The 18,450-nt window shown below is 73.5% G+C and carries 18 protein-coding genes; 8 read left to right on the plus strand and 10 right to left on the minus strand.

Features of this window, described 5'->3' with window-relative positions:
* Window positions 1-2 precede the first annotated feature (2 nt).
* The 3 genes from KZC50_RS08405 to KZC50_RS08415 are packed head-to-tail and all read left to right on the plus strand — an operon-like array spanning window position 3 to window position 3,831.
* Complete coding sequence (locus tag KZC50_RS08405) at window positions 3-2,876, plus strand: DEAD/DEAH box helicase family protein (protein WP_310891344.1); 2,874 nt, start codon at window positions 3-5, stop codon at window positions 2,874-2,876.
* A 47-nt stretch (window positions 2,877-2,923) separates the two neighbouring features.
* Window positions 2,924-3,403, plus strand: coding sequence for a MogA/MoaB family molybdenum cofactor biosynthesis protein (locus KZC50_RS08410; protein ID WP_236967495.1), 480 nt, complete (start codon window positions 2,924-2,926; stop codon window positions 3,401-3,403).
* Window positions 3,403-3,831: a molybdenum cofactor biosynthesis protein MoaE gene (locus tag KZC50_RS08415; protein WP_301133358.1), complete on the plus strand. Its 429-nt coding sequence runs from the start codon at window positions 3,403-3,405 to the stop codon at window positions 3,829-3,831. The genes KZC50_RS08410 and KZC50_RS08415 overlap by 1 nt, the downstream gene beginning before the upstream one ends.
* Window positions 3,832-3,847: 16 nt before the next feature.
* Here KZC50_RS08415 and KZC50_RS08420 read toward each other — a convergent pair whose 3' ends face one another.
* Genes KZC50_RS08420 through KZC50_RS08445 form a run of 6 tightly spaced genes read right to left on the minus strand, consistent with a single transcriptional unit; the run spans window position 3,848 to window position 7,853 of the window.
* Complete coding sequence (locus tag KZC50_RS08420; protein WP_310891345.1) at window positions 3,848-4,081, minus strand: MoaD/ThiS family protein; 234 nt, start codon at window positions 4,079-4,081, stop codon at window positions 3,848-3,850.
* Window positions 4,078-4,362 (minus strand): DUF6457 domain-containing protein, encoded by a 285-nt coding sequence (locus KZC50_RS08425; RefSeq protein WP_301133360.1) that lies wholly within the window; start codon window positions 4,360-4,362, stop codon window positions 4,078-4,080. The genes KZC50_RS08420 and KZC50_RS08425 overlap by 4 nt, the downstream gene beginning before the upstream one ends.
* Window positions 4,359-5,003, minus strand: coding sequence for a molybdenum cofactor guanylyltransferase (gene mobA / locus KZC50_RS08430; protein WP_310891346.1), 645 nt, complete (start codon window positions 5,001-5,003; stop codon window positions 4,359-4,361). The genes KZC50_RS08425 and mobA overlap by 4 nt, the downstream gene beginning before the upstream one ends.
* Entirely contained in the window at window positions 5,000-5,476 is a 477-nt protein-coding gene (gene moaC / locus KZC50_RS08435) for a cyclic pyranopterin monophosphate synthase MoaC (RefSeq protein ID WP_310891347.1), read from the minus strand. The genes mobA and moaC overlap by 4 nt, the downstream gene beginning before the upstream one ends.
* Window positions 5,473-6,705, minus strand: a complete 1,233-nt coding sequence (locus tag KZC50_RS08440; RefSeq protein ID WP_310891348.1) for a molybdopterin molybdotransferase MoeA — start codon at window positions 6,703-6,705, stop codon at window positions 5,473-5,475. The genes moaC and KZC50_RS08440 overlap by 4 nt, the downstream gene beginning before the upstream one ends.
* Entirely contained in the window at window positions 6,702-7,853 is a 1,152-nt protein-coding gene (locus tag KZC50_RS08445) for a ThiF family adenylyltransferase (protein WP_310891349.1), read from the minus strand. Before KZC50_RS08445 ends, KZC50_RS08440 begins: the two co-directional genes overlap by 4 nt.
* Before the next feature lie 99 nt (window positions 7,854-7,952).
* On the opposite strand from KZC50_RS08445, the gene KZC50_RS08450 reads away from it, so the two are divergent.
* Genes KZC50_RS08450 through KZC50_RS08470 form a run of 5 tightly spaced genes read left to right on the plus strand, consistent with a single transcriptional unit; the run spans window position 7,953 to window position 12,331 of the window.
* Window positions 7,953-8,345, plus strand: a complete 393-nt coding sequence (locus KZC50_RS08450; protein WP_301133369.1) for a TOBE domain-containing protein — start codon at window positions 7,953-7,955, stop codon at window positions 8,343-8,345.
* A 1-nt stretch (window position 8,346) separates the two neighbouring features.
* Window positions 8,347-9,150 carry a molybdate ABC transporter substrate-binding protein gene (gene modA / locus KZC50_RS08455; protein WP_310891350.1) on the plus strand — a complete coding sequence of 268 codons (804 nt, stop codon included), beginning with the start codon at window positions 8,347-8,349 and terminating at the stop codon, window positions 9,148-9,150.
* Entirely contained in the window at window positions 9,147-9,977 is an 831-nt protein-coding gene (locus KZC50_RS08460; RefSeq protein WP_310891351.1) for an ABC transporter permease, read from the plus strand. The genes modA and KZC50_RS08460 overlap by 4 nt, the downstream gene beginning before the upstream one ends.
* Window positions 9,974-10,759 carry a sulfate/molybdate ABC transporter ATP-binding protein gene (locus KZC50_RS08465; protein WP_310891352.1) on the plus strand — a complete coding sequence of 262 codons (786 nt, stop codon included), beginning with the start codon at window positions 9,974-9,976 and terminating at the stop codon, window positions 10,757-10,759. Before KZC50_RS08460 ends, KZC50_RS08465 begins: the two co-directional genes overlap by 4 nt.
* A gap of 9 nt (window positions 10,760-10,768) precedes the next feature.
* A complete protein-coding gene (locus KZC50_RS08470; RefSeq protein ID WP_310891353.1) occupies window positions 10,769-12,331 on the plus strand; it encodes an SDR family oxidoreductase in 1,563 nt (520 codons plus the stop codon).
* Here the strand turns inward: KZC50_RS08470 and cydC are convergent.
* The 4 genes from cydC to KZC50_RS08490 are packed head-to-tail and all read right to left on the minus strand — an operon-like array spanning window position 12,321 to window position 18,249.
* Window positions 12,321-14,018 (minus strand): thiol reductant ABC exporter subunit CydC, encoded by a 1,698-nt coding sequence (cydC, locus tag KZC50_RS08475; protein WP_310891354.1) that lies wholly within the window; start codon window positions 14,016-14,018, stop codon window positions 12,321-12,323. The two genes, KZC50_RS08470 and cydC, sit on opposite strands and share 11 nt — an antisense overlap.
* Window positions 14,015-15,730 (minus strand): thiol reductant ABC exporter subunit CydD, encoded by a 1,716-nt coding sequence (gene cydD / locus KZC50_RS08480; RefSeq protein ID WP_310891355.1) that lies wholly within the window; start codon window positions 15,728-15,730, stop codon window positions 14,015-14,017. Before cydD ends, cydC begins: the two co-directional genes overlap by 4 nt.
* A 43-nt stretch (window positions 15,731-15,773) precedes the next feature.
* Window positions 15,774-16,805, minus strand: coding sequence for a cytochrome d ubiquinol oxidase subunit II (gene cydB, locus KZC50_RS08485; RefSeq protein ID WP_310891356.1), 1,032 nt, complete (start codon window positions 16,803-16,805; stop codon window positions 15,774-15,776).
* Between the two features lie 16 nt (window positions 16,806-16,821).
* Window positions 16,822-18,249, minus strand: a complete 1,428-nt coding sequence (locus tag KZC50_RS08490; RefSeq protein WP_310891552.1) for a cytochrome ubiquinol oxidase subunit I — start codon at window positions 18,247-18,249, stop codon at window positions 16,822-16,824.
* Between the last annotated feature and the right edge of the window lie 201 nt (window positions 18,250-18,450).

Below are 18,450 nucleotides of genomic sequence, written 5' to 3' on the forward strand. Positions count from 1 at the left end.
GGATGCCGGCAGCACGGGCGGCGCTCGCGGGGTGGACGTTCTCCGGAGACCTCCGCCACTATCAGGCGGACGTCCTGGATCGGGTGTCGGTGCAGACGGAGGATCCGCTCCACATCGTCGCGCCGCCGGGGTCGGGCAAGACGCTGCTGGGGCTCCTGCTCGCCGTCGAGCGCGGCGCGCGCACCCTCGTCCTCGCCCCGACGCTCACCGTGCGCCGGCAGTGGGCCGAGGCGGCGATCGCGCTCAGCCCTGATCCCGCGCAGGTCTCCGAGGACCCCGACGATCCCCGGGCCCTGACGGCCCTCACTTACCAGGTCCTGAGCGTCCTCGACGCGGTGAACCCGCTGGCCGGGCTCGCCCACACCCGCTGGTGCGAGGAGCTCGAGGCCGACGGTCGGTCGGCGGAGTCGGCCGCGGCGGGGGTGGCCGACCTCGCCCGGACCAATCCGGATGCCTACCGCTCGGGCATCGCGCGGCGTTCCCGGCGGCTGCGCCGACGACTCGCCCGCGAGGACGCCGATTTCCTCGTCGCCGCCCTCCACCCGCGTGCGCGCGATCTGCTGGACCGCCTGGTCGCCCACGGGATCGACACGATCGTCCTCGACGAATGCCATCACCTGCTCGATCACTGGGCGCTGGTGGTCGCGGCCCTCGTCGCCCGCTTGCGCGACGCCGGTCGGCGGCCGCTGGTCATCGGGCTGACGGCGACCCTGCCCTCGCCCGATGACGCCGACGAGTACGACAACTACACCTCGCTCCTCGGCGACGTCGACTACGAGGTGCCCGTGCCCGCTGTCGTCCGCGAGGGCAATCTCGCCCCGTTCCGCGACCTCGTCCGGTTCGTCGAGCCGACGGCACAGGAGATGGCGTTCCTGGGTGCCCACGCCGAGGGACTCGACGTGCTCCTGCGGTCGACGTTCTCGCGGGATGCAGGCCTCGCGCACCTCGTGGAGGCTCTGCAGCCCGCGGATGTCGACGGTGATGCGGATGCCCGTCTGGCGGCCGCCTTCGGGGCGGACTTCGGCGGCGCGGAGGCCGCCGCCGCGATGCTCTACACCGTCGCGCCGCACCATCCTCTGGTGGATCTGCTGCCGCACGCCGCACGGCGGCCGCCCACCTCGGAGGAGGCGCTGCGGCTGCTCGGCCGCTACGCGGTGGAGCGTATCCTCCCCGACCCCGCCCGCTCCGAGCAGTGGGAGCGGATCCGTCGGGCGCTCGCGGACTTCGGCTACAGCCTCACCGATCGCGGCGTGCGACGCTCGCGCGATCCGGTCGACACGCTGCTGGCGTCGTCGCTCGCGAAGGACCACGCGGTGTGCGACATCCTGCGGATCGAACGTCGGGAGATCGGCGACGATCGGCTCCGGGCGCTGGTGGTCGCCGATTTCGAACGCCACGGCAACCGTCTCGGCGGGCTCGTCTCGGCGGCGGGCGCGCTGCGGACCTTCGACGTCGTGGCCGCCGACGTCGCCGCCCGCGGCCTGTATCCGGTGCTCGTCACCGGGTCCCGCACCCACATCGCCACGCGCGACGAGGACGTGCTCCTCCCCGCCCTCGAGCGGGAGCTCGGGGTGCCGGTGGCGGCGGCCCCGCTCGAGGGCGGCGTCGTGTCGCGGGTGCACGCGCCGGGTGTCGGCGCGGCGGGGATGGTGCGCGCGGTCTCCGCCCTGCTCTCCGACGGCCCCGTCGGGGTCGTCGTCGGCACGCGGGGGCTGTTCGGCGAGGGGTGGGACTGCCCAGCGGTGAACACGCTCATCGATCTGACCGCGGTGGCCACGGCATCCGCGGTGCAGCAGTTGCGCGGCCGGACCCTGCGGTGCGATCCGGCGTGGCCCGGGAAGGTCGCGCACAACTGGTCGGTCACCGCGGTCCTCCCCGCGGGCGTGCCCCTGCGCGCGGCGCCGGATGTGGATCGGCTGCGGCGCAAGCACGCTCGGCTGTGGGGGCTCGACCGCGACGACCGGTCCCGCGTGGTGCGAGGGCTCGCCGCCGCGGCGTCGGCGCGGCAGCGCACCCTGCTCACCGACCTCGTGGAGCACCGGCGGGACGTTCCGGTGGCCGCGCTCAACGCCGCGTCCGACCTGGGCGGACGTGCCGCCACGCGGGCGGAATGGCGCGTCGGCGAGCCGTACGTCGATCGCGAGGCGGCCGGCGCTCTCGTCGCCCGTCGTCCGGGCACGCCCGTGTTCCGCGCCCGGCGACGGACATCGCGCGTGCTCGGTGGGGCGATCGGCGGCATCGCGACGCTGGTCGCGGCAGGGATCGCGGCGGCGGCGACGGCCGGACCGCTCGCGGCGATCGTGGGCGCGGTCGTCCTCGGCGGCGCGGGCCTGTGGGCGCTGCCGCCCCTCGTGTCGGCCTGGCGGGCGAGTCGAGGCGACGGTGTCGAGCTGTACGCGCGGATCGCCGCGGTCGTCGGCGCGAGCCTGGAGTCCGCGGGCCGCACCCGGGGTGCCGTCGGCGCACCGTCGGTGACCGAGGACCGCGGATCCCCGGACCACATCGACGTGTGGATCGGCTTCCCCCACGCGGCCCTCGCGGACCAGCGGCTCCTCGCCGAGGCGCTCGCGGAGCTCTTCGGCGCGGTCCGCACGCCCCGGTACGTGATGGAGGTGGGTCGCGGCGGGCGGGCATGGATCGTCCGACGCCTGCTCGGGGGTGCCGGCGCGGAGGAGGACGCCCGCTATCTGCCGGTGCCGGCGCTCATCGGTCGGCGCCGCGCGGATGCCGAGGCCTTCGCAGCCCTGTGGGACCGGCGGATCGGGCCGTCGGCGCTGCACGCCCTCGATCGCCCGGAGGCTCTCGCCCTCGCCGCGCGTGCCCGCCGCGCGTCGGCCGGATCCGCGGATGCCGGGACGATCGATTCGTGGTCGTGATCGCCCCGCTCCGACCGGTGGGGACGGCGCAGGCCTAGGCTGAGGGGATGATCCGCGCAGCCGTCCTGACGGTGTCCGACCGATCCGCCGCCGGAACGCGCGAGGACCGCAGCGGACCCGTCGCCGTCGCGGCGCTCCGTGACGCGGGCTTCTCCTGCGACGAGGCGCTGATCATCCCGGACGGCGCCGACAGCGTCGAGCGGGCGATCACCGCGCAGGTCCTCGCGGGCGTGCGCCTGATCGTCACGACGGGGGGCACCGGTCTCGGCCCGCGGGATGAGACCCCCGAGGGGACCTCGCGCGTCCTCACGCGCCCGATCCCCGGGATCGCTGAGGAGCTCCGGCGCATCGGCACCGCGCAGATGCCCACCGGCATGATCTCGCGCGCCGTGGCGGGTGTCGTCGACCCGCACGGGGCCCTCGTCGTCAACCTCCCGGGGTCGCCCGGCGGTGTCCGGGACGGCATGCCGGTCATCGTCTCGATCGCCGCCCACGTCATCGAGCAGGTCGCCGGCGGCGACCACTGATGGCCGTCGTCGTCCGCGCCGACATCAGCGACGCGCCGCTCGATCTCTCCGCACACCTGGACGCCGTGGCCGACCCGGCGATGGGCGCCGAGACGACCTTCGTCGGGCGGGTGCGCGATCACGACCCGGATGCCGCGCGGGAGGTCGCCGCGCTCGAGTACTCCGCGCATCCGGACGCCGCCGCCGCGCTCGGACGCATCGCGGCCGCGGCCGCGGGGGAGACCGAGGCGCGCGTTGCCGTGAGTCACCGGGTGGGGACGCTCGGGGTCGGGGACATCGCGGTCGTCATCGCCGTGGCGAGCCCGCACCGCGCGACGGCGTTCGAGGTCTGCCGCACGCTCATCGAGGCGATCAAGACCGACCTCCCGGTGTGGAAGAAGCAGGTCGAGGTCGACGGCACCGCCACCTGGCTCGGGCTCGGCGGCTGACCGCCTCCCGCCCGCGTCACCCGCCCGCGAAGGGCGGCAGCACGTCGACGGTCTGCGCATCGGTGAGCGGGGTGTCATCGCCCACGCGCGCGCCGTCGACGAGCACCGCGCAGCGCGGCAGGATGCCGGCGAGGGCGGGGTACGCGGCGGTGAGCTCGGCGCGCAGAGCGCCGAGGGTCGCGACGTCGTAGTCCGCGGCGTCGGTGCCGGCCGCCTCCTGCGCTGCGGCGAAGAACCGGACGCGGGTCACGGCGTCCCTCCCGCGGTGTCCTGGGCGTGCGCGCGGGCGAGCCCGGTGATCGCCGCGACGGCGGCGGCGATGTCGTCGGCGGATCCGCCGGCGCGCCCGGCGACGAGGCCGGCCACGAAGGCGCTGAGGGGGGCCGCGGGGCGGGCCACGTCGTGAGCGACGTCGCGCGCGAGGTCGAGCACCAGCGCGATCGGGATGTCGTCGGGCACGAGTCCGAAGTGATCGCGGAGGATCGTCGCCCACGCGTCCAGCGCCTCGGGGGGAAGGGTGCGTTCGGTCATCGCGGGGCCTCCTCGGCGGTGGACGGGGCGGAGGCGAAACGGCGCCGCGCCCGCTGAAGATCCTCCCACGTGTCCACGTCGTCGGTCACGTGCGCCGGGGCGCGGAGGACGGCGACGGCGAGATCGTCCAGGAGGGCGCGGACGGCGGCGTCGCGACCTCGCTCGGGGAGAGCGGATGCCGCCTCCCGCAGCGCCCGGGTGCGGTACACCCCGGTGAGCCACTGCGGCCGTCCCGACGCGTCGGCGAGGCACACGCCGTCGGTGTCGGCGGGGAAGAGGTCCAGGTCGGCCACGAGCAGGCGCGCAGCCTCCTCCGCGTGCGGGAGGTCGCCGGCGAGGACGAGCGTCCACTCGGGCGCACCCGCCGCGGACGTCGCGGCGAGGGCGGCGACGATCGCGGCGGCGGGTCCGCCGAAGGGCGGTTCCTCGCGCACCCAGCGGGTCGGGATCTCCACACCCGAGAGAGCCGACTCGGGACCGACGATCGTGAGCGCGACGGCGCCGACGGTGGCCGCGGCATCCGCCGCCCGATCGAGGAGCGAGCGACCGCCGACGTCCAGCAGCGGTTTGTCGGCTCCGTCCAGGCGCGTGGCCCGGCCGCCGGCGAGCACGATGGCGCCGAGACGCGGCCTGCCGCTCACGATCCCTCGGATCGGACCCAGTCGCCGCTCTTCCCGCCCGTCTTGCGGGTGATGCGCACCGATTCGAGGGACGTGCCCTTGTCGAGCGCCTTCACCATGTCGATCACGGCGAGCCCGGCGACGGTCACCGCGGTGAGGGCCTCCATCTCGACGCCCGTCCGATCGGCGGTGCGGACCGTGGCCTCGATCTCGACACCGGCGTCCGTGATCACCAGGTCCACCGTCGCGCCGTGGACGCCGATGACGTGCGCGAGCGGGAGCAGCTCCGGCGTGCGCTTGGCGGCCTGGATGCCCGAGATGCGGGCGACGGCGAGGACGTCGCCCTTGGGGACGGTGCCGTCCCGGAGCGCGGCGACGACCTCGGGGGCGCACCGCACGAGACCCCGTGCGGTGGCGGAGCGGGCGGTGGGGACCTTCTCGGTGACATCGACCATGCGCGCGTGGCCGGCGGCATCCAGGTGGGTGAAACTCATGGGATCAGCATGACATCGACGAGATCGCCCTCCTCGACCGCGGCCACCTCGGCGGGCACCATCGCGTACGCCTCCGCGCGGGCGAGCCCGCCCGCCAGGTGCGACCCGCCGCTCGTGGCCGGGACGGCCCGCCACTGCGCCGGATCGGCACGGTCGATCCGCACGGGGAGGAACTGCGCGCGTTTCGGCGGCGTCCGCCACCCGCGCGCGGCGGGGAGGGCGACGACCGGACGGGCGAGGTCGCTCCGCCCCTGCATCGCGAGGAGCGCCGGGCGCACGAACACCTCGAACGACACCGCGGCGCTGACGGGATTCCCCGGAAGACCGAACAGCAGCGTCCCGGCGGGGGAGACCCCGAACCCCTGCGGCTTGCCGGGCTGCATCCGCACCTTCGAGAAGGTCATCCACGCGCCGAGGGTCGACTTGACCACTTCGTAGGCGCCCGCGCTGACGCCGCCTGAGAAGATTACGAGGTCCGCGTCCGACTCCTCGGCGCGCGCGATCGCCCCGAGGGGGCCGCCGACGGTGTCGTCGACGACCTCGCGGGCGACGATCTCGGCGCCGGCCTCGCGCGCGAGCATCTCCAGCAGGATGCCGTTGGACTCGGGGATCTCGCCGCGGCGGAGCGGTGCCCCCGGCGCGACCAGCTCGGTGCCGGTGGAGACCACCGCGACCCGCGGACGGCGGGCGACCGTCACCGCGGGCACCCCGGCCGCCGCGGCGGAGGCCAGCTGGAGCGGACCGAGCGCGGTTCCCGCGGCGAGGATCTCGGCTCCGGCGACGCAGTCCTCGCCCCGGCGACGCACGTGGACTCCCGGTGCGGGCGCGGCGACCACCAGCACCTCACCGAGCGAATCGGCGAGCCCGCCGGCGGTGCTCTCGAACGGGACGATCGTGTCGGCCCCGCTCGGCATCGGCGCCCCGGTCATGATGCGGGCCGCCTCGCCCGGGCCGAGCGGCGGGTCCTCGCCCGACCCGGCGGGGATGTCGGCGACGACGCGCAGCCGGGCGGGGCGGTCTTCGTTCACCCCGGTGACGTCCTCGCCGCGGACGGCGAAGCCGTCCATCGCGGAGTTGTCGAAGACGGGGAGGTCGACGGCCGCGTGCACCGGCTCCCGGAGGGTGCGTCCGAGGGTGGCCGCGAGCGGCAGGACCTCGGAGGCGAGGAGGGGCGCGGCGGCGAGCACGGTCGCGCGGTGGGCGTCGAGGTCGATCAGGTCATCGGTCACGCGGAAGACTCCTCGGCGATCGTGCTCGGCGCTGGCGAAAGGTCTGTCGCGTGCGGCCACGCCGAGAGCCCGCCCGTGAGCACCGCGGCATCGACGCCGCGGGAGCGGAGCACCTCGGCGGCGCGGCGGGCGCGACCGCCGGCGTGACAGATCACCACGACGGATGATGCCGTCACTCGGTCCGGTTCGGCGAGCAGCTCGGCGAGCGGGATGGTCACGGACCCCGGGATCGTCCCGGTGGCGGTTTCGGCCGGCTCGCGGACGTCGAGGAGCAACGCGCCCGCGCGGGATGCCGACAGCGCCGCCTGCAGGTCGACGTCGGGCACCGGGGTCGGGGCGGGTGCGGGTGCGTTCGCCGGCGAGACGGCCGGAACAGGCATCCGGCTCGGCCGCAGCGGCACCTCGGACGTGCGCCCGCGGAGCGCGTCCACCACCAGGACGCGGCCGAGGAGGGGCTCCCCGATCCCCGTGAGCAGCTTGACGGTCTCGGTGGCGAGGATGCCGCCGACCTGGATGCAGAGCGATCCGAGCACTCCCACCGCGGCGCACGTGGGGACATCGCCCTCGCTGCCCTCCGGGTAGAGGTCGGCGAGGCGGACGGCCGGGAGCGCGGCATCCGTCGGCGTCCAGAAGATCGTCACCTGGGCGTGAAACTCCTGCACCACGCCCCAGACGAGGGGGATGCCGAGGCTCTCGCAGGCGTCCGCGACCGCGCGACGCGTTGCGAAGGTGTCGCTGCCGTCGATCACGACGTCGGCGTCCGCGAGGAGCGCGGCGGCGTTGCCGGGTGCGATCCGCTCGGTCACGGCGTCGACGCGGGTGCCGGGGGAGAGATCGGCCGCCGCCCGGATCGCCGACGCCGTTTTCGGGCGGCCGGCGTCGCGGTGGCGGTGCAGCACCTGGCGCTGCAGGTTGGAGACCTCCACGACGTCGTCGTCGATGACGGTGAGGCGGCCGACACCGGCTGCGGCGAGGGCGAGGATCACGGGCGACCCCAGACCGCCCGCTCCGATCACCGCGACGTGGGCGGCGGCGAGGCGGCGCTGACCGATCTCGCCGAATCCCGCAAGGACCGCGTGGCGGGCGGTGCGGGAGGCCTCGGCGGGATCGAGGGCGTCCACGGGCGCGACCAGCGGGGGAAGGGGCACCCCCTCAGGCTACGACGCGAGCACCGGTCGGATGCCGGGATCCGCAGGTGCGGAGAATTCACCGCCTTTCCACCGCATTCACGGTGATATCGTGACGCGATGACCGCCTACAAGATCGCGGACGCTGCGCGTCTCCTAGGCGTGAGCGACGACACCGTGCGGCGGTGGGTGGATGCCGGAACCCTCCCGACGACCGGCGCGAGCCCCGCGGAGATTCCCGGGGCGGCCCTCGCCGAGCGCGCAGTCGCCCTCGCGGCGCGGCCGGACGACCCGACCGACGTCCTCTCCAGCGCGCGCAACCGCTTCACGGGGCTCGTGACCCGCATCGTGCGGGACACGGTGATGGCGCAGGTCGACATCCAGTCCGGCCCGCACCGCGTGGTGTCGCTGATGTCCACCGAGGCGGTGGATGCGCTCGGCCTCGAAGTCGGGTCGCTCGCCGTCGCCGTCGTCAAGGCCACCACCGTCATCGTCGAGACCCCGAAGGACTGACGTGCCGCGCTCCCGCTCGCTTCCTCTCCTTTCCGCGCTTGCCGCGTGCGTGCTTCTGCTCGGCGGGTGCGCCTCGTCTCCGACGGAGGATCCGCAGGCGGGGGAGACGCCCGGCGGCGGTGCCGACGCGCTGACCGGAGAGGTCACGATCTTCGCCGCGGCGTCCCTCGCCGTCGCCTTCGATGAGATCGCCGCACAGTTCGAGCAGGCCTACCCGGGCGTGGACGTCCGCCCGATCTCCTACGACGGATCGAGCACGCTCGCCACCCAGATCGTCGAGGGCGCACCCGCCGACGTCTTCGCCTCGGCCGACGAGGAGACCATGGCGAGCGTCGTCGAGGCGGGCCTCGCCGCGGAACCGGCGCTGTTCGCCACCAACACCCTCGTCATCGCGGTGCCGACGGGGAACCCCGCAGAGATCGAGGGTCTCGCCGATCTCTCCGATCCCGCGGCGCGCGTCGTGCTGTGCGCGCCCGAGGTGCCGTGCGGTGCGGCGTCGCAGGTCCTGCTCGCCGATCGGGGCCTCCGCGTCATCCCGGCCAGCTCCGAGCAGAACGTCACCGCGGTGCTGACGAAGGTCGCGGCGGGCGAGGCCGACGCCGGACTCGTCTACGCCACCGACGTCGCCGGGCGCGACGATGTCGAGGTGATCGTCCCGGAGGGTGCCGCGGATGTCGTCAACCGCTACCCGATCGTCGCGCTCGAGGACGCCGCCGATCCCGAGGTCGCCGCGGCGTTCGTGGCCTTCGTCCTCGGCGAGGGCGGCCGGTCGGTCCTCGCCGAGGACGGGTTCGGATCGCCGTGAGCCTACGTCGGCCCGGATCCCGACAGGCTGCAGGCTTCGTCCCGCGCATCCTCGTCCTCCCGGCTGTCGTGGCGCTCGCGCTCCTCCTCGTCCCGCTCGTCGCGCTCGTCGCCCGGGTGCAGTGGTCGTCGCTCGTCGCCGACGTCACCTCCCCGCAGGCGCTGTCCGCACTGGGGCTGTCGCTCTCGACCGGGATCGTCGCCACCGGGGTGTGCACGATCCTCGGCATCCCGCTCGCGATCGTGATCGCGCGGAGCTCCGCACGCACCGCGGGACTCCTCCGCGCGCTCGTCACGGTGCCGCTCGTCCTGCCCCCGATGGTGGGCGGCGTTGCGCTCCTGTACCTGTTCGGCAGAACGGGGTGGCTCGGCGGCGTTCTCGCCGACCTCGGCATCCGCCTGCCGTTCTCCACGCCCGCGGTCGTGATCGCGCAGACCTTCGTCGCGCTGCCCTTCCTCGTCCTCGCCGTCGAGGGATCCCTCCGCGCGACCGGGGTCGGCTACGAGCAGGCTGCCGCCGGACTCGGCGCCGGCCGCTGGACCATCCTCCGGCGCATCACCCTTCCCCTCGCCGCTCCCGGGATCGTGGCAGGTGTCGTCCTCTGCTTCGCACGGGCCATCGGCGAGTTCGGGGCCACCGCCCTGTTCGCCGGAAACGCACCGGGCGTCACCCAGACCATGCCGCTGGCGATCTACACCGCTTTCAACGGGGCGGGCGTCACACAGGGGACGGCGATCGCCCTGTCGCTGCTGCTGCTGTTCACCGCGGTCGGGGTGCTCCTCCTCGTGCGGGCCTGGCGTCCGACCGGACAGGGGGTGCCGTCATGACGGCGGCGGCGCTGGACGCGCACGTCGTCGTCGCGCGGAGTCGATTCACCGTGGACGTGGAACTCGAGGTGCCCGCGGGCGGCACCCTGGCCGTCATGGGGCCGAGCGGGGCCGGCAAGTCCACGCTCCTCCAGGCCCTCGCCGGACTCGTCCGACTCGATGCCGGAGCGATCCGGCTCGGCGGCGACCTCCTCGCCGGCGGGCCGTCGGGGGTGCACCTCGATCCCGCCGCGCGCGGGATCTCCCTTCTCGGGCAGGATCCCCGCCTCTTCCCGCACCTGAGCGTGCGGGAGAACATCGCCTTCGGTCCGCGGGCCCGCGGGGTGGCCGCGCGCGCGGCCCGCGCGGACGCCGAGGTCTGGCTCGAGCGCGTGGGGCTTGCGGGCACCGGCGAGCTCGCCCCCGACGCCCTGTCGGGCGGACAGCAGCAGCGGGTCGCGCTCGCGCGGGCGCTCGCCGTCGAACCGCGGCTGCTGCTCCTCGACGAGCCGCTCACCTCTCTGGACGTCGCGACCGCCGCCGAGATCCGCGTGCTCCTGCGGGCACAGCTCGCCACGACCGGGGTGACCTCGGTCGTCGTCTCGCACGATGCGGCGGACGCGGTCGGGATCGCCGAGCGCCTCGTGATCGTCGAGGACGGTGCCCTCGTGCAGGAGGGCGCCGTCGCCGAGGTGCTCGCCGCCCCGCGCTCCCGCTTCGCCGCCGCGGTCGCCGCCGCTCACCGGTTCGACGGCGAGGCGGATTCGGGTCAAACGGGTCCGCAGGACCGACCGCGCGCGTAGCCTTCCGTCATGGACGATCTCTCCACACCGACCGGACGAGAAGCGGCCCTGGTGGCCGTCCCCGCCGAGGACGGCACGCCCCCGCGTGTCCTCGTGCTCGGCGCCACCGGCTACATCGGCGGTCGCCTCGTCCCCCGCCTCCTCGCCGCGGGCTACCGCGTGCGGGTCCTCGCGCGCGACACATCGCGGCTCGGCGCGTTCACGTGGGGAGCCGACGTCGAGTCCGTGCAGGGCGACGCCACCGATGCCGAGGCGATGGCGGAGGCGACCGCGGACGTCGACGTCCTCTACTACCTCGTGCACTCGATGTCCGCGGGCGCGGCGTTCGAGGACGCCGACCGCCGTGCCGCGCGCACCGTCGCCGACGCGGCGGCGGGCGCCGGAGTGTCGCGCATCGTCTATCTCGGCGGTCTCCACCCCGAGGACGCGCCCCTGTCGGCGCACCTGCGCTCGCGCGTGGAGGTCGGGGAGGTCTTCCTCGCCTCGGGCGTGCCGACCCTCGTCCTGCAGGCGGGCGTCGTCATCGGGTCGGGCTCGGCATCCTTCGAGATGGTCCGCCATCTCACCGAGGTGCTGCCCTACATGCCGGCCCCGCGCTGGGTCCGCAACCACATTCAGCCGATCGCGGTCCGCGACGTCCTGCACTACTTGCTCGGAGCGGCGAAGATCGCCCCCGACGTGAACCGCGCCGTCGACATCGGCGGGCCCGACGTCCTCCGCTACGGCCAGATGATGAACGGCTACGCCGTCGTGGCGGGTCTGCCGCAGCGCGCGATCGCGGCGCTTCCCGTCCTCACGCCGCGGCTCGCCTCGCACTGGGTGAACCTCGTCACGCCCATTCCCCGCTCGATCGCGCGGCCGCTCGTGGAGTCGCTGCAGAACGAATGCGTGATGAAGGACCACGACATCGACGACCTGATCCCGCCGCCCGAGGACGGTCTCACCAGCTATCGGCACGCCGTCCGCCTCGCGCTCGGCCGCGAGCAGGAGGACCGCGTGGAGACGAGCTGGTTGGATGCCGAAGTGCTCGGCGTCCCGAGCGATCCGCTGCCGAGCGACCCCGACTGGGCCGGGCGCACCGTGTTCGTCGACGCCCGATCGGCGCACACCTCGGCGCCGCAGGAGGCCCTCTGGCGCGTCATCGAGGGGATCGGCGGCGCCAACGGGTGGTACTCCTCACCCATCCTGTGGGCGATCCGCGGCTGGATGGACCGTCTCGTCGGCGGCATCGGTCTGGCGCGCGGTCGCCGAAGCCGCGAGCGTCTCCAGGTCGGCGACGCGCTGGACTTCTGGCGCGTGGAGGCCCTTGAGCCGGGTTCATTCCTGCGGCTCCGGGCCGAGATGAAAGTGCCGGGGCTCGCGTGGCTCGAGCTCCGCGCCGTGGCGGAGGAGAACGGCTCCCGCTACGAGCAGCGCGCGGTGTTCTTCCCGCTGGGGCTTGCCGGCCGCCTCTACTGGCTGGCGGTGCTGCCTTTCCACGGCTTCATCTTCTCGGGGATGGCGAGTCGCATCGCCGCCACCGCCGAGATGGATGTCGAGGCGTCGGCGCAGCCGGTGACCGTCACGCGCTGACGAGCGTGCCCGCACGCACGTGCACGGTGCGGTCGATGAGGCCCTCCGGTACGGTCACGTGAGAGATGAGCACCACCGCCTGATCATCGCCGACCGCCTCCAGTAGATCGCGGAGCAGCGCGTCGGAGGCCGCGGGATCCACTCCCGCGGTCGGTTCGTCGAGGACCAGGACGGGGAACCCGCGGAGCAGCGCCCGCGCAAGGGCGAGCCGCTGCGCCTGTCCGCCCGAGACGAGGGCACCGCGCTCGCCGACACGCGCATCCAGGCCGCCGCGCTCGCGGAGCCAGGGTCCGAGACCGACGCGTTCGAGGGCGGCCTCGAGATCGGCATCCGTGGCGGTGTCGCGCGCGAACAGGAGATTCTGCCGAATGTTCTCGTCGAACAGCATCGGGTTCTGTTCGCACAGCCCGACGGTGCGACGGACGTCGTCGGTGGAGAGTCCCGCGACCGGCACGCCCCCGATCGTGTAGTCGCCGGTGACGTCGAGGAAGCGCACGAGCACGTGGGCGAGCGTCGATTTGCCCGCGCCGCTGGAGCCGACGACGAGCAGCCGCTCGCCCGGCGCGATGTCGAGGTCGACGTCGTGCAGCGCGGGAGCGGCGGCTTCGGGCCAGCGGGCTGAGACTCCGCGAAGGCGGATGCCGTCGCCGAGCGCGGGGCCGAGGCCGGTGGGCTCGGGGTCGTCGGTGACGAGACCGTCGGGCACGTCGGCGGGGACCGCTTCGGCCACACGCTCGGCGCTCGCGCGCACCTGACGCCACGCGGCCGCGGCGAGCGGGACGGCGGTGAACACCTCGAAGACGGCCATCGGGACGAGGATCACCACGGCCAGGGCGGGCGCCGAGACGGTGCCGGCGGCGACGGGGCCCGCCGTCACGAGCACCGCGGCGAGACTCGCCGCGCCGGCGAGGAGGGACACGACCGCGGCGGTCCCGGCCTGCGCGCTCGCGCGGCGGAGGATCGCGCGACGGAGCGCCCGATCCGCGCGGGCGATACGGTCGCGCCCGGCCGCTTCCGCACCGTAGGCCGAGAGGACGTCGAGGCTTCCGAGCTGGTCGAGGACGGCATCCGACAGCTCTGCGCGCAACGGCGCGATCGCGCGCTCTGCCCGCGCGCCGGAGGCCCATCCCCAGGCGGTGGCGGCGAACCCGGCGGCGAGGAGGCAGGCCAGCAGCGTGAGGCCCGCGGGCCACCACACGATGCTCACGAGGATCACCGCGCCGAGGGCGACGGTGGCGGAGGCGGCGAGCGGCTGGATGACGCGCAAGGGGAGGTTCTGGAGCTCGTCGACGTCGTCGACGAGCGCCCCGAGCATCGACCCGCGACGCGAGCGGGTGAGCCCGTCGGGGGCGAGCGGCACGAGGCGTCGGACGAGCGCGGAGCGGGTCGCTGCGAGCTGCCGGAGCGCGGCGTCGTGGCCGGTGAGGCGCTCGAGGTAGCGGAAGACCGCGCGCGAGATCGCGAAGAGGCGGACGCCCACGACGGCGGCGGTGAGGAAGAGCACCGGGGGCTGCTCGCTGGCCCGGACGATCAGCCAGGCGCTCACGGCGAGGAGCGCCACCGCCGAAGCCTCGGAGGCGAACCCGGAGGCGAGGGCGGGCACCAGGCGCGGGGCGGGCGGGACGGCGCCGCGGAGGACACCGGCGGGGGTGTTCGTCGGCGCGGCGATGCGGGAGCGCGCGGTCATGCGGTCACCTCTCGCGCGGCGGCGGCGGTGGCGTCGTCGTCGGCGTGCAGGCGGACGACCTGATCGGCGATCGCGTGGGCGCTGGTGCGGTGGGAGATGAGCAGAACGCACGCGCCGTCATCGGCGAGCGCGCGGACGGCGGACCAGAGGCGCGCCTCCGTCTCGGCATCCAGCGCCGCGCTCGGTTCATCCAGTGCCAGCACGCGTGCGCGCCCGCGGAGGAGCCGGTACACGGCCCGGGCGACGGCGACGCGCTGCGCTTGGCCGCCGGAGAGTCCCGCCCCCTGCACCCCCAGCATCCGCTCGGGGGAGATGTCCTCGGCGCACGCGAGCGCGAGGGCCCGTGCGACGGCGGCGATGTCGGGATCGTCGTCGCCGAGCGCGACGTTCTCGGCGACGGTGCCGCCGATGAGTCCGGGCTGCTGACCGGCCCACGCGAGCCACCGGGCGGGGGCGAGGGCGCGGAGGTCGGTGTCACCGAGGCGCGCGGACCCGTCGAAGACGACCGCTCCGCGCAGGGCCGCGAAAACGCTGGACTTGCCGACGCCGCTGGGCCCCGCCAGCACCGTCACGGTGCGGGGGGTGGCGCGCAGGCTCACCGGGGGCAGCACGCGCTCGCCGTAGTGGACGGCGACGTCGTCGAGCACCAGGTCGCCCACGGATGCGGTCTCCGTCGGGCCGCCCGTCGCGGCGCCCTCCGTCAGGTCGGCGGGAAGCGCGCGGGCGGCGTCGAGCACGGCGAAGACGTCGTCGGTCGCGGCGACGCCCTCGGCGGCGGCGTGGAACTGCACGCCGACCTGGCGCACGGGGAGGTAGGCCTCGGGGGCGAGCAGGAGCACGAAGAGTCCGACCGACAACAGGAGTGAGCCGTCGATGAGGCGGAAGCCGATCGTGACGGCGATGACGGCGACCGAGAGGGAGGCGAGGAACTCGAGGGCGAAGCCCGAGAGGAAAGACACGCGCAGCACCCGCATCGTCTCGCGCCGGTAGTCCTCGGTGACCCGCTCGATGGAGGATGCCGCGCGGTGCTGACGTCCGAACACCTTCAGTGTCGACAACCCCTGCACGGTGTCGGAGAAGCGGGCGGCGAGACGGCCGAGGGTCGCCCACTGCTTCCGCTGGACGCTGCGCGTCGCGAGACCGATCAGCACCATGAAGAGCGGGATCAGGGGCAGGGTGAGGATGACGGTGAGACCCGAGATCCAGTCCTGCCACCACATCACCGCGATGATGAGCGGCGTCGCGACGACGGTCTGCACGAGCTGGGGCAGGTAGCGCCCGAAGTACGCCTCGAGGGCGTCGAGGCCGCGCCCTGCGGTCACCGCGAGCGCCGCCGAGTTGCGGCTCGCGAGCCACCCCGGTCCGAGGCGGCCGACCGCGGCGAGGAGGCCCTCGCGCAGCTGCGACTGCACGCGTGCGGCGGCGTGGGCCGCGACCCGCTCGCGGACGGCGAGAAGCGTCGCGCGCACGGCGATCACCGCGGCGAGGAGCACCAGGGTCTGCGTGAGGTCCGCGACGGGTACGCCGTCGATGACGCCGACGACCGCGCGCGAGAGGAGCCACGCGAACGCCACGATGACCGAGGTCTGGGCGAGGGAGAGGAGGCCGAGGGCGACGAAGAAGCCCCGCGAGGCGGTCGCGTAACGCAGGAGCCGCGGATCCACGGGTGGCCCTCCCGCGCGGGTGGGGCCCTCGGCATCCGATTCGTTCATACCGCTGTCGACACTAGCCGCCCGCGCCGCGTCCGCTGCGCGCTCAGTGCACCTCCGCGGCGGCGCGCTCGATCGTCGCGCGCGTGACCCGCTTGCGGAACACCCAGTATGTCCAGCCCTGGTAGAGCACGATCATCGGCAGGAAGATCAGCGCCGCCCACGACATGATCGTCAGCGTGTAGTCGGTGCTGGATGCGTTGTCGATGGTCAGGCTGTACGCCGGGTCGGTCGACGAGGGCATGACGTAGGGGAACAGGGCGAAGAAGAGGGTCAGCACCGCGGTGACGATCGTCGCGGCGCCGAAGCCGAACGCCCAGCCCTCGCGATCGCGGGCGTTGAAGAACACCGACATGATCAGGCACACCGCGGCGGTCGCGGCGGCGGCGATGACGAAGACCATCAGCGGCGCCTCGCGTCCGGCGGCGATGAAGATCGTCCAGACGAGGAACGCGGCGGCGACGACGATCGTCAGCATCCCGGCGCGGCCGGCGAGGCGGCGCGCGTCGCCGCGGACCGGATCGTCGGTCTTGAGCGCGATGAAGTACAGCCCGTGCGTGAAGAAGAGCAGGAGGGTGGTGAGTCCCCCGAGCAGTCCGTAGGGGTTCAGGAGGGTGAGGAGGGTTCCCGTGAACTCCATGTCGGCGTCGATCGGCACGCCCTGGACGATGTTCGCGAAGGCCACACCCCACAGCAGCGACGGCACCGCGGAACCGACCACGATCATCGTGTCGAAGCGGCGCTTCCACTGCAGCGAGTCGCGCTGGTGGCGGTACTCGAACGAGACGCCGCGGACGATGAGTGCCAGGAGGATCAGCAGAAGCGGCAGATAGAAGCCGCTGAACAGGGTGGCGTACCAGTTCGGGAAGGCCGCGAACAGGACGGCGCCCGCGACGATGACCCACGTCTCGTTGAGGTCCCACACCGGGCCGATGGTGTTGATGATCTGGCGGCGGGAGACGTCGTTCTTCCCGAGGAAGGGGAGCGACATCCCGACGCCGAAGTCGAAGCCGTCCAGGACGAAGTAGCCGATGAAGAAGATGCCGACGATCCAGAACCAGAGGTAAGCGAGATCCATGATGTGCTCCGGGTGCTCAGTAGACCGTGGTCGGGGTGTCTTCGACCGCGCGGTCGCGCGGGTCGGGGTCGTCGGGGCCCGGCAGCGGATCCGGACCCTTCTGGGCGGCCTTGACGATGAGGCCGAACTCCACCACCGCGAGGATCGCGTAGATCGCGGTGAACGACAGGAGCGAGATCAGTACCGTCCATCCGGGGACGCTGGGCGAAACGCCGTCCTCGGTCAGCATGAGGCCGAAGACGATCCACGGCTGCCGGCCCATCTCGGTGAAGACCCAGCCGACGAGGCTGCCGAGGAGCGGGAGCGGAGCCGACCAGATCGCGATCTTCCACATCCAGCCGGCGACCGGGCGCGTGGCCTTCTTGCGCGTGACCCACAGACCCGCGATCGCGATGAGCGCCGCGGCGCCGCCGAGGGCGATCATCCAGCGGAACGACCAGTAGGTGACCCAGACGATGGGCATGTAGTCCACGCCGGCGCCGAACTGCTCGGTGTACTGGGCCTGGAGGTCGTTGAGGCCTTCGACGCAGCCGTCGAGGCTGTGCGTGGACAGCAGTGACAGCAGGTACGGCACGCGCAGCGACCAGATCTCCTCGGAGCCGTCGGGCGTGCCGAGCGAGAACAGCGAGAACGAGGCATCCGCTCCGCACGCGGTGTCCCACATGGCTTCCGCGGCCGCCATCTTCATCGGCTGGGTCGCCACCATGACCAGGCTGAGCTGATCGCCGGAGATCGCGACGCCGACGAAGGAGATGACGACGGCCCAGAGCCCGAAGCGGAGCGAGGTGCGCATCGTGTCGATGTGCTGGTTGCGCGAGAGGTGCCACGCCGAGACGGCGACGACGACCGTCGCGGCGAACATCCACGCGGCGAAGATCGTGTGCGGGAACGCCGCGAGGACGACGGGGTTGGTGAGGACGGCGAAGAAGTCGATCAGCTCGGCGCGGCTGCCGTCGGCGGCCATCTGGTAGCCGACCGGGTTCTGCATGAACGCGTTGGCGGCGAGGATGAAGTACGCCGACAGGGTCGAGCCGAACACGACCATCCACGCGGAGAAGAGGTGGAGGGCGCGGGGGAGCCGGTTCCAGCCGAAGATCCACAGCCCGATGAAGGTGGCCTCGAAGAAGAAGGCCATGAGGCCCTCGAAGGCGAGCGGGGCGCCGAACACGTCGCCGACGAACCGCGAGTACGCCGACCAGTTCATCCCGAACTGGAACTCCTGGACGATGCCGGTGACGACGCCCATGGCGAAGTTGATGAGGAAGATCTTCCCGAACAGGCGCGTCAGGTGCAGGTACTTCACCTGGCCGGTGCGGTGCCAGACGGTCTGGAAGATCGCCACGACGAGGGCCATGCCGAGCGTCAAGGGGACGAAGAGGTAGTGGTACAGCGTCGTGAGACCGAACTGCCAGCGTGCCAGCAGCAGGGGGTCCAGGAATTCCACGATGCGCTCTCCGATCGTCTGGGTCGGCTTGAGTGGTCTGACCACAGAGTAGCATGTGGTCTGACCATACGGGGAGGGAGATCTCCCCCCTCCGTCGAGATCAGGATGCTCCCGATCGGGTGCCCGCCGTCGGTGCGCGAGCCGTGAATATCCGTCGCCGCCCGCCCTCTCGCGCACGCGGCGTCTAGGCTCGGACAATGG

This window comes from Microbacterium aurantiacum (genome assembly GCF_031625015.1).
GTDB classification, from domain to species: Bacteria; Actinomycetota; Actinomycetes; order Actinomycetales; family Microbacteriaceae; genus Microbacterium; species Microbacterium aurantiacum.

What these genes read in the sequence shown, in the direction of transcription:
- KZC50_RS08470 (WP_310891353.1), top strand. Translation starts at nt 10,769, where the DNA reads ATGGACGATCTCTCCACACCGACCGGACGAGAAGCGGCCCTGGTGGCC.
- KZC50_RS08415 (WP_301133358.1), top strand. Translation starts at nt 3,403, where the DNA reads ATGGCCGTCGTCGTCCGCGCCGACATCAGCGACGCGCCGCTCGATCTC.
- cydB (WP_310891356.1), bottom strand. Translation starts at nt 16,805, where the DNA reads ATGGATCTCGCTTACCTCTGGTTCTGGATCGTCGGCATCTTCTTCATC.
- moaC (WP_310891347.1), bottom strand. Translation starts at nt 5,476, where the DNA reads ATGAGTTTCACCCACCTGGATGCCGCCGGCCACGCGCGCATGGTCGAT.
- KZC50_RS08410 (WP_236967495.1), top strand. Translation starts at nt 2,924, where the DNA reads ATGATCCGCGCAGCCGTCCTGACGGTGTCCGACCGATCCGCCGCCGGA.
- KZC50_RS08425 (WP_301133360.1), bottom strand. Translation starts at nt 4,362, where the DNA reads ATGACCGAACGCACCCTTCCCCCCGAGGCGCTGGACGCGTGGGCGACG.
- KZC50_RS08450 (WP_301133369.1), top strand. Translation starts at nt 7,953, where the DNA reads ATGACCGCCTACAAGATCGCGGACGCTGCGCGTCTCCTAGGCGTGAGC.
- cydC (WP_310891354.1), bottom strand. Translation starts at nt 14,018, where the DNA reads ATGACCGCGCGCTCCCGCATCGCCGCGCCGACGAACACCCCCGCCGGT.
- KZC50_RS08465 (WP_310891352.1), top strand. Translation starts at nt 9,974, where the DNA reads ATGACGGCGGCGGCGCTGGACGCGCACGTCGTCGTCGCGCGGAGTCGA.
- KZC50_RS08405 (WP_310891344.1), top strand. Translation starts at nt 3, where the DNA reads ATGCCGGCAGCACGGGCGGCGCTCGCGGGGTGGACGTTCTCCGGAGAC.
- cydD (WP_310891355.1), bottom strand. Translation starts at nt 15,730, where the DNA reads ATGAACGAATCGGATGCCGAGGGCCCCACCCGCGCGGGAGGGCCACCC.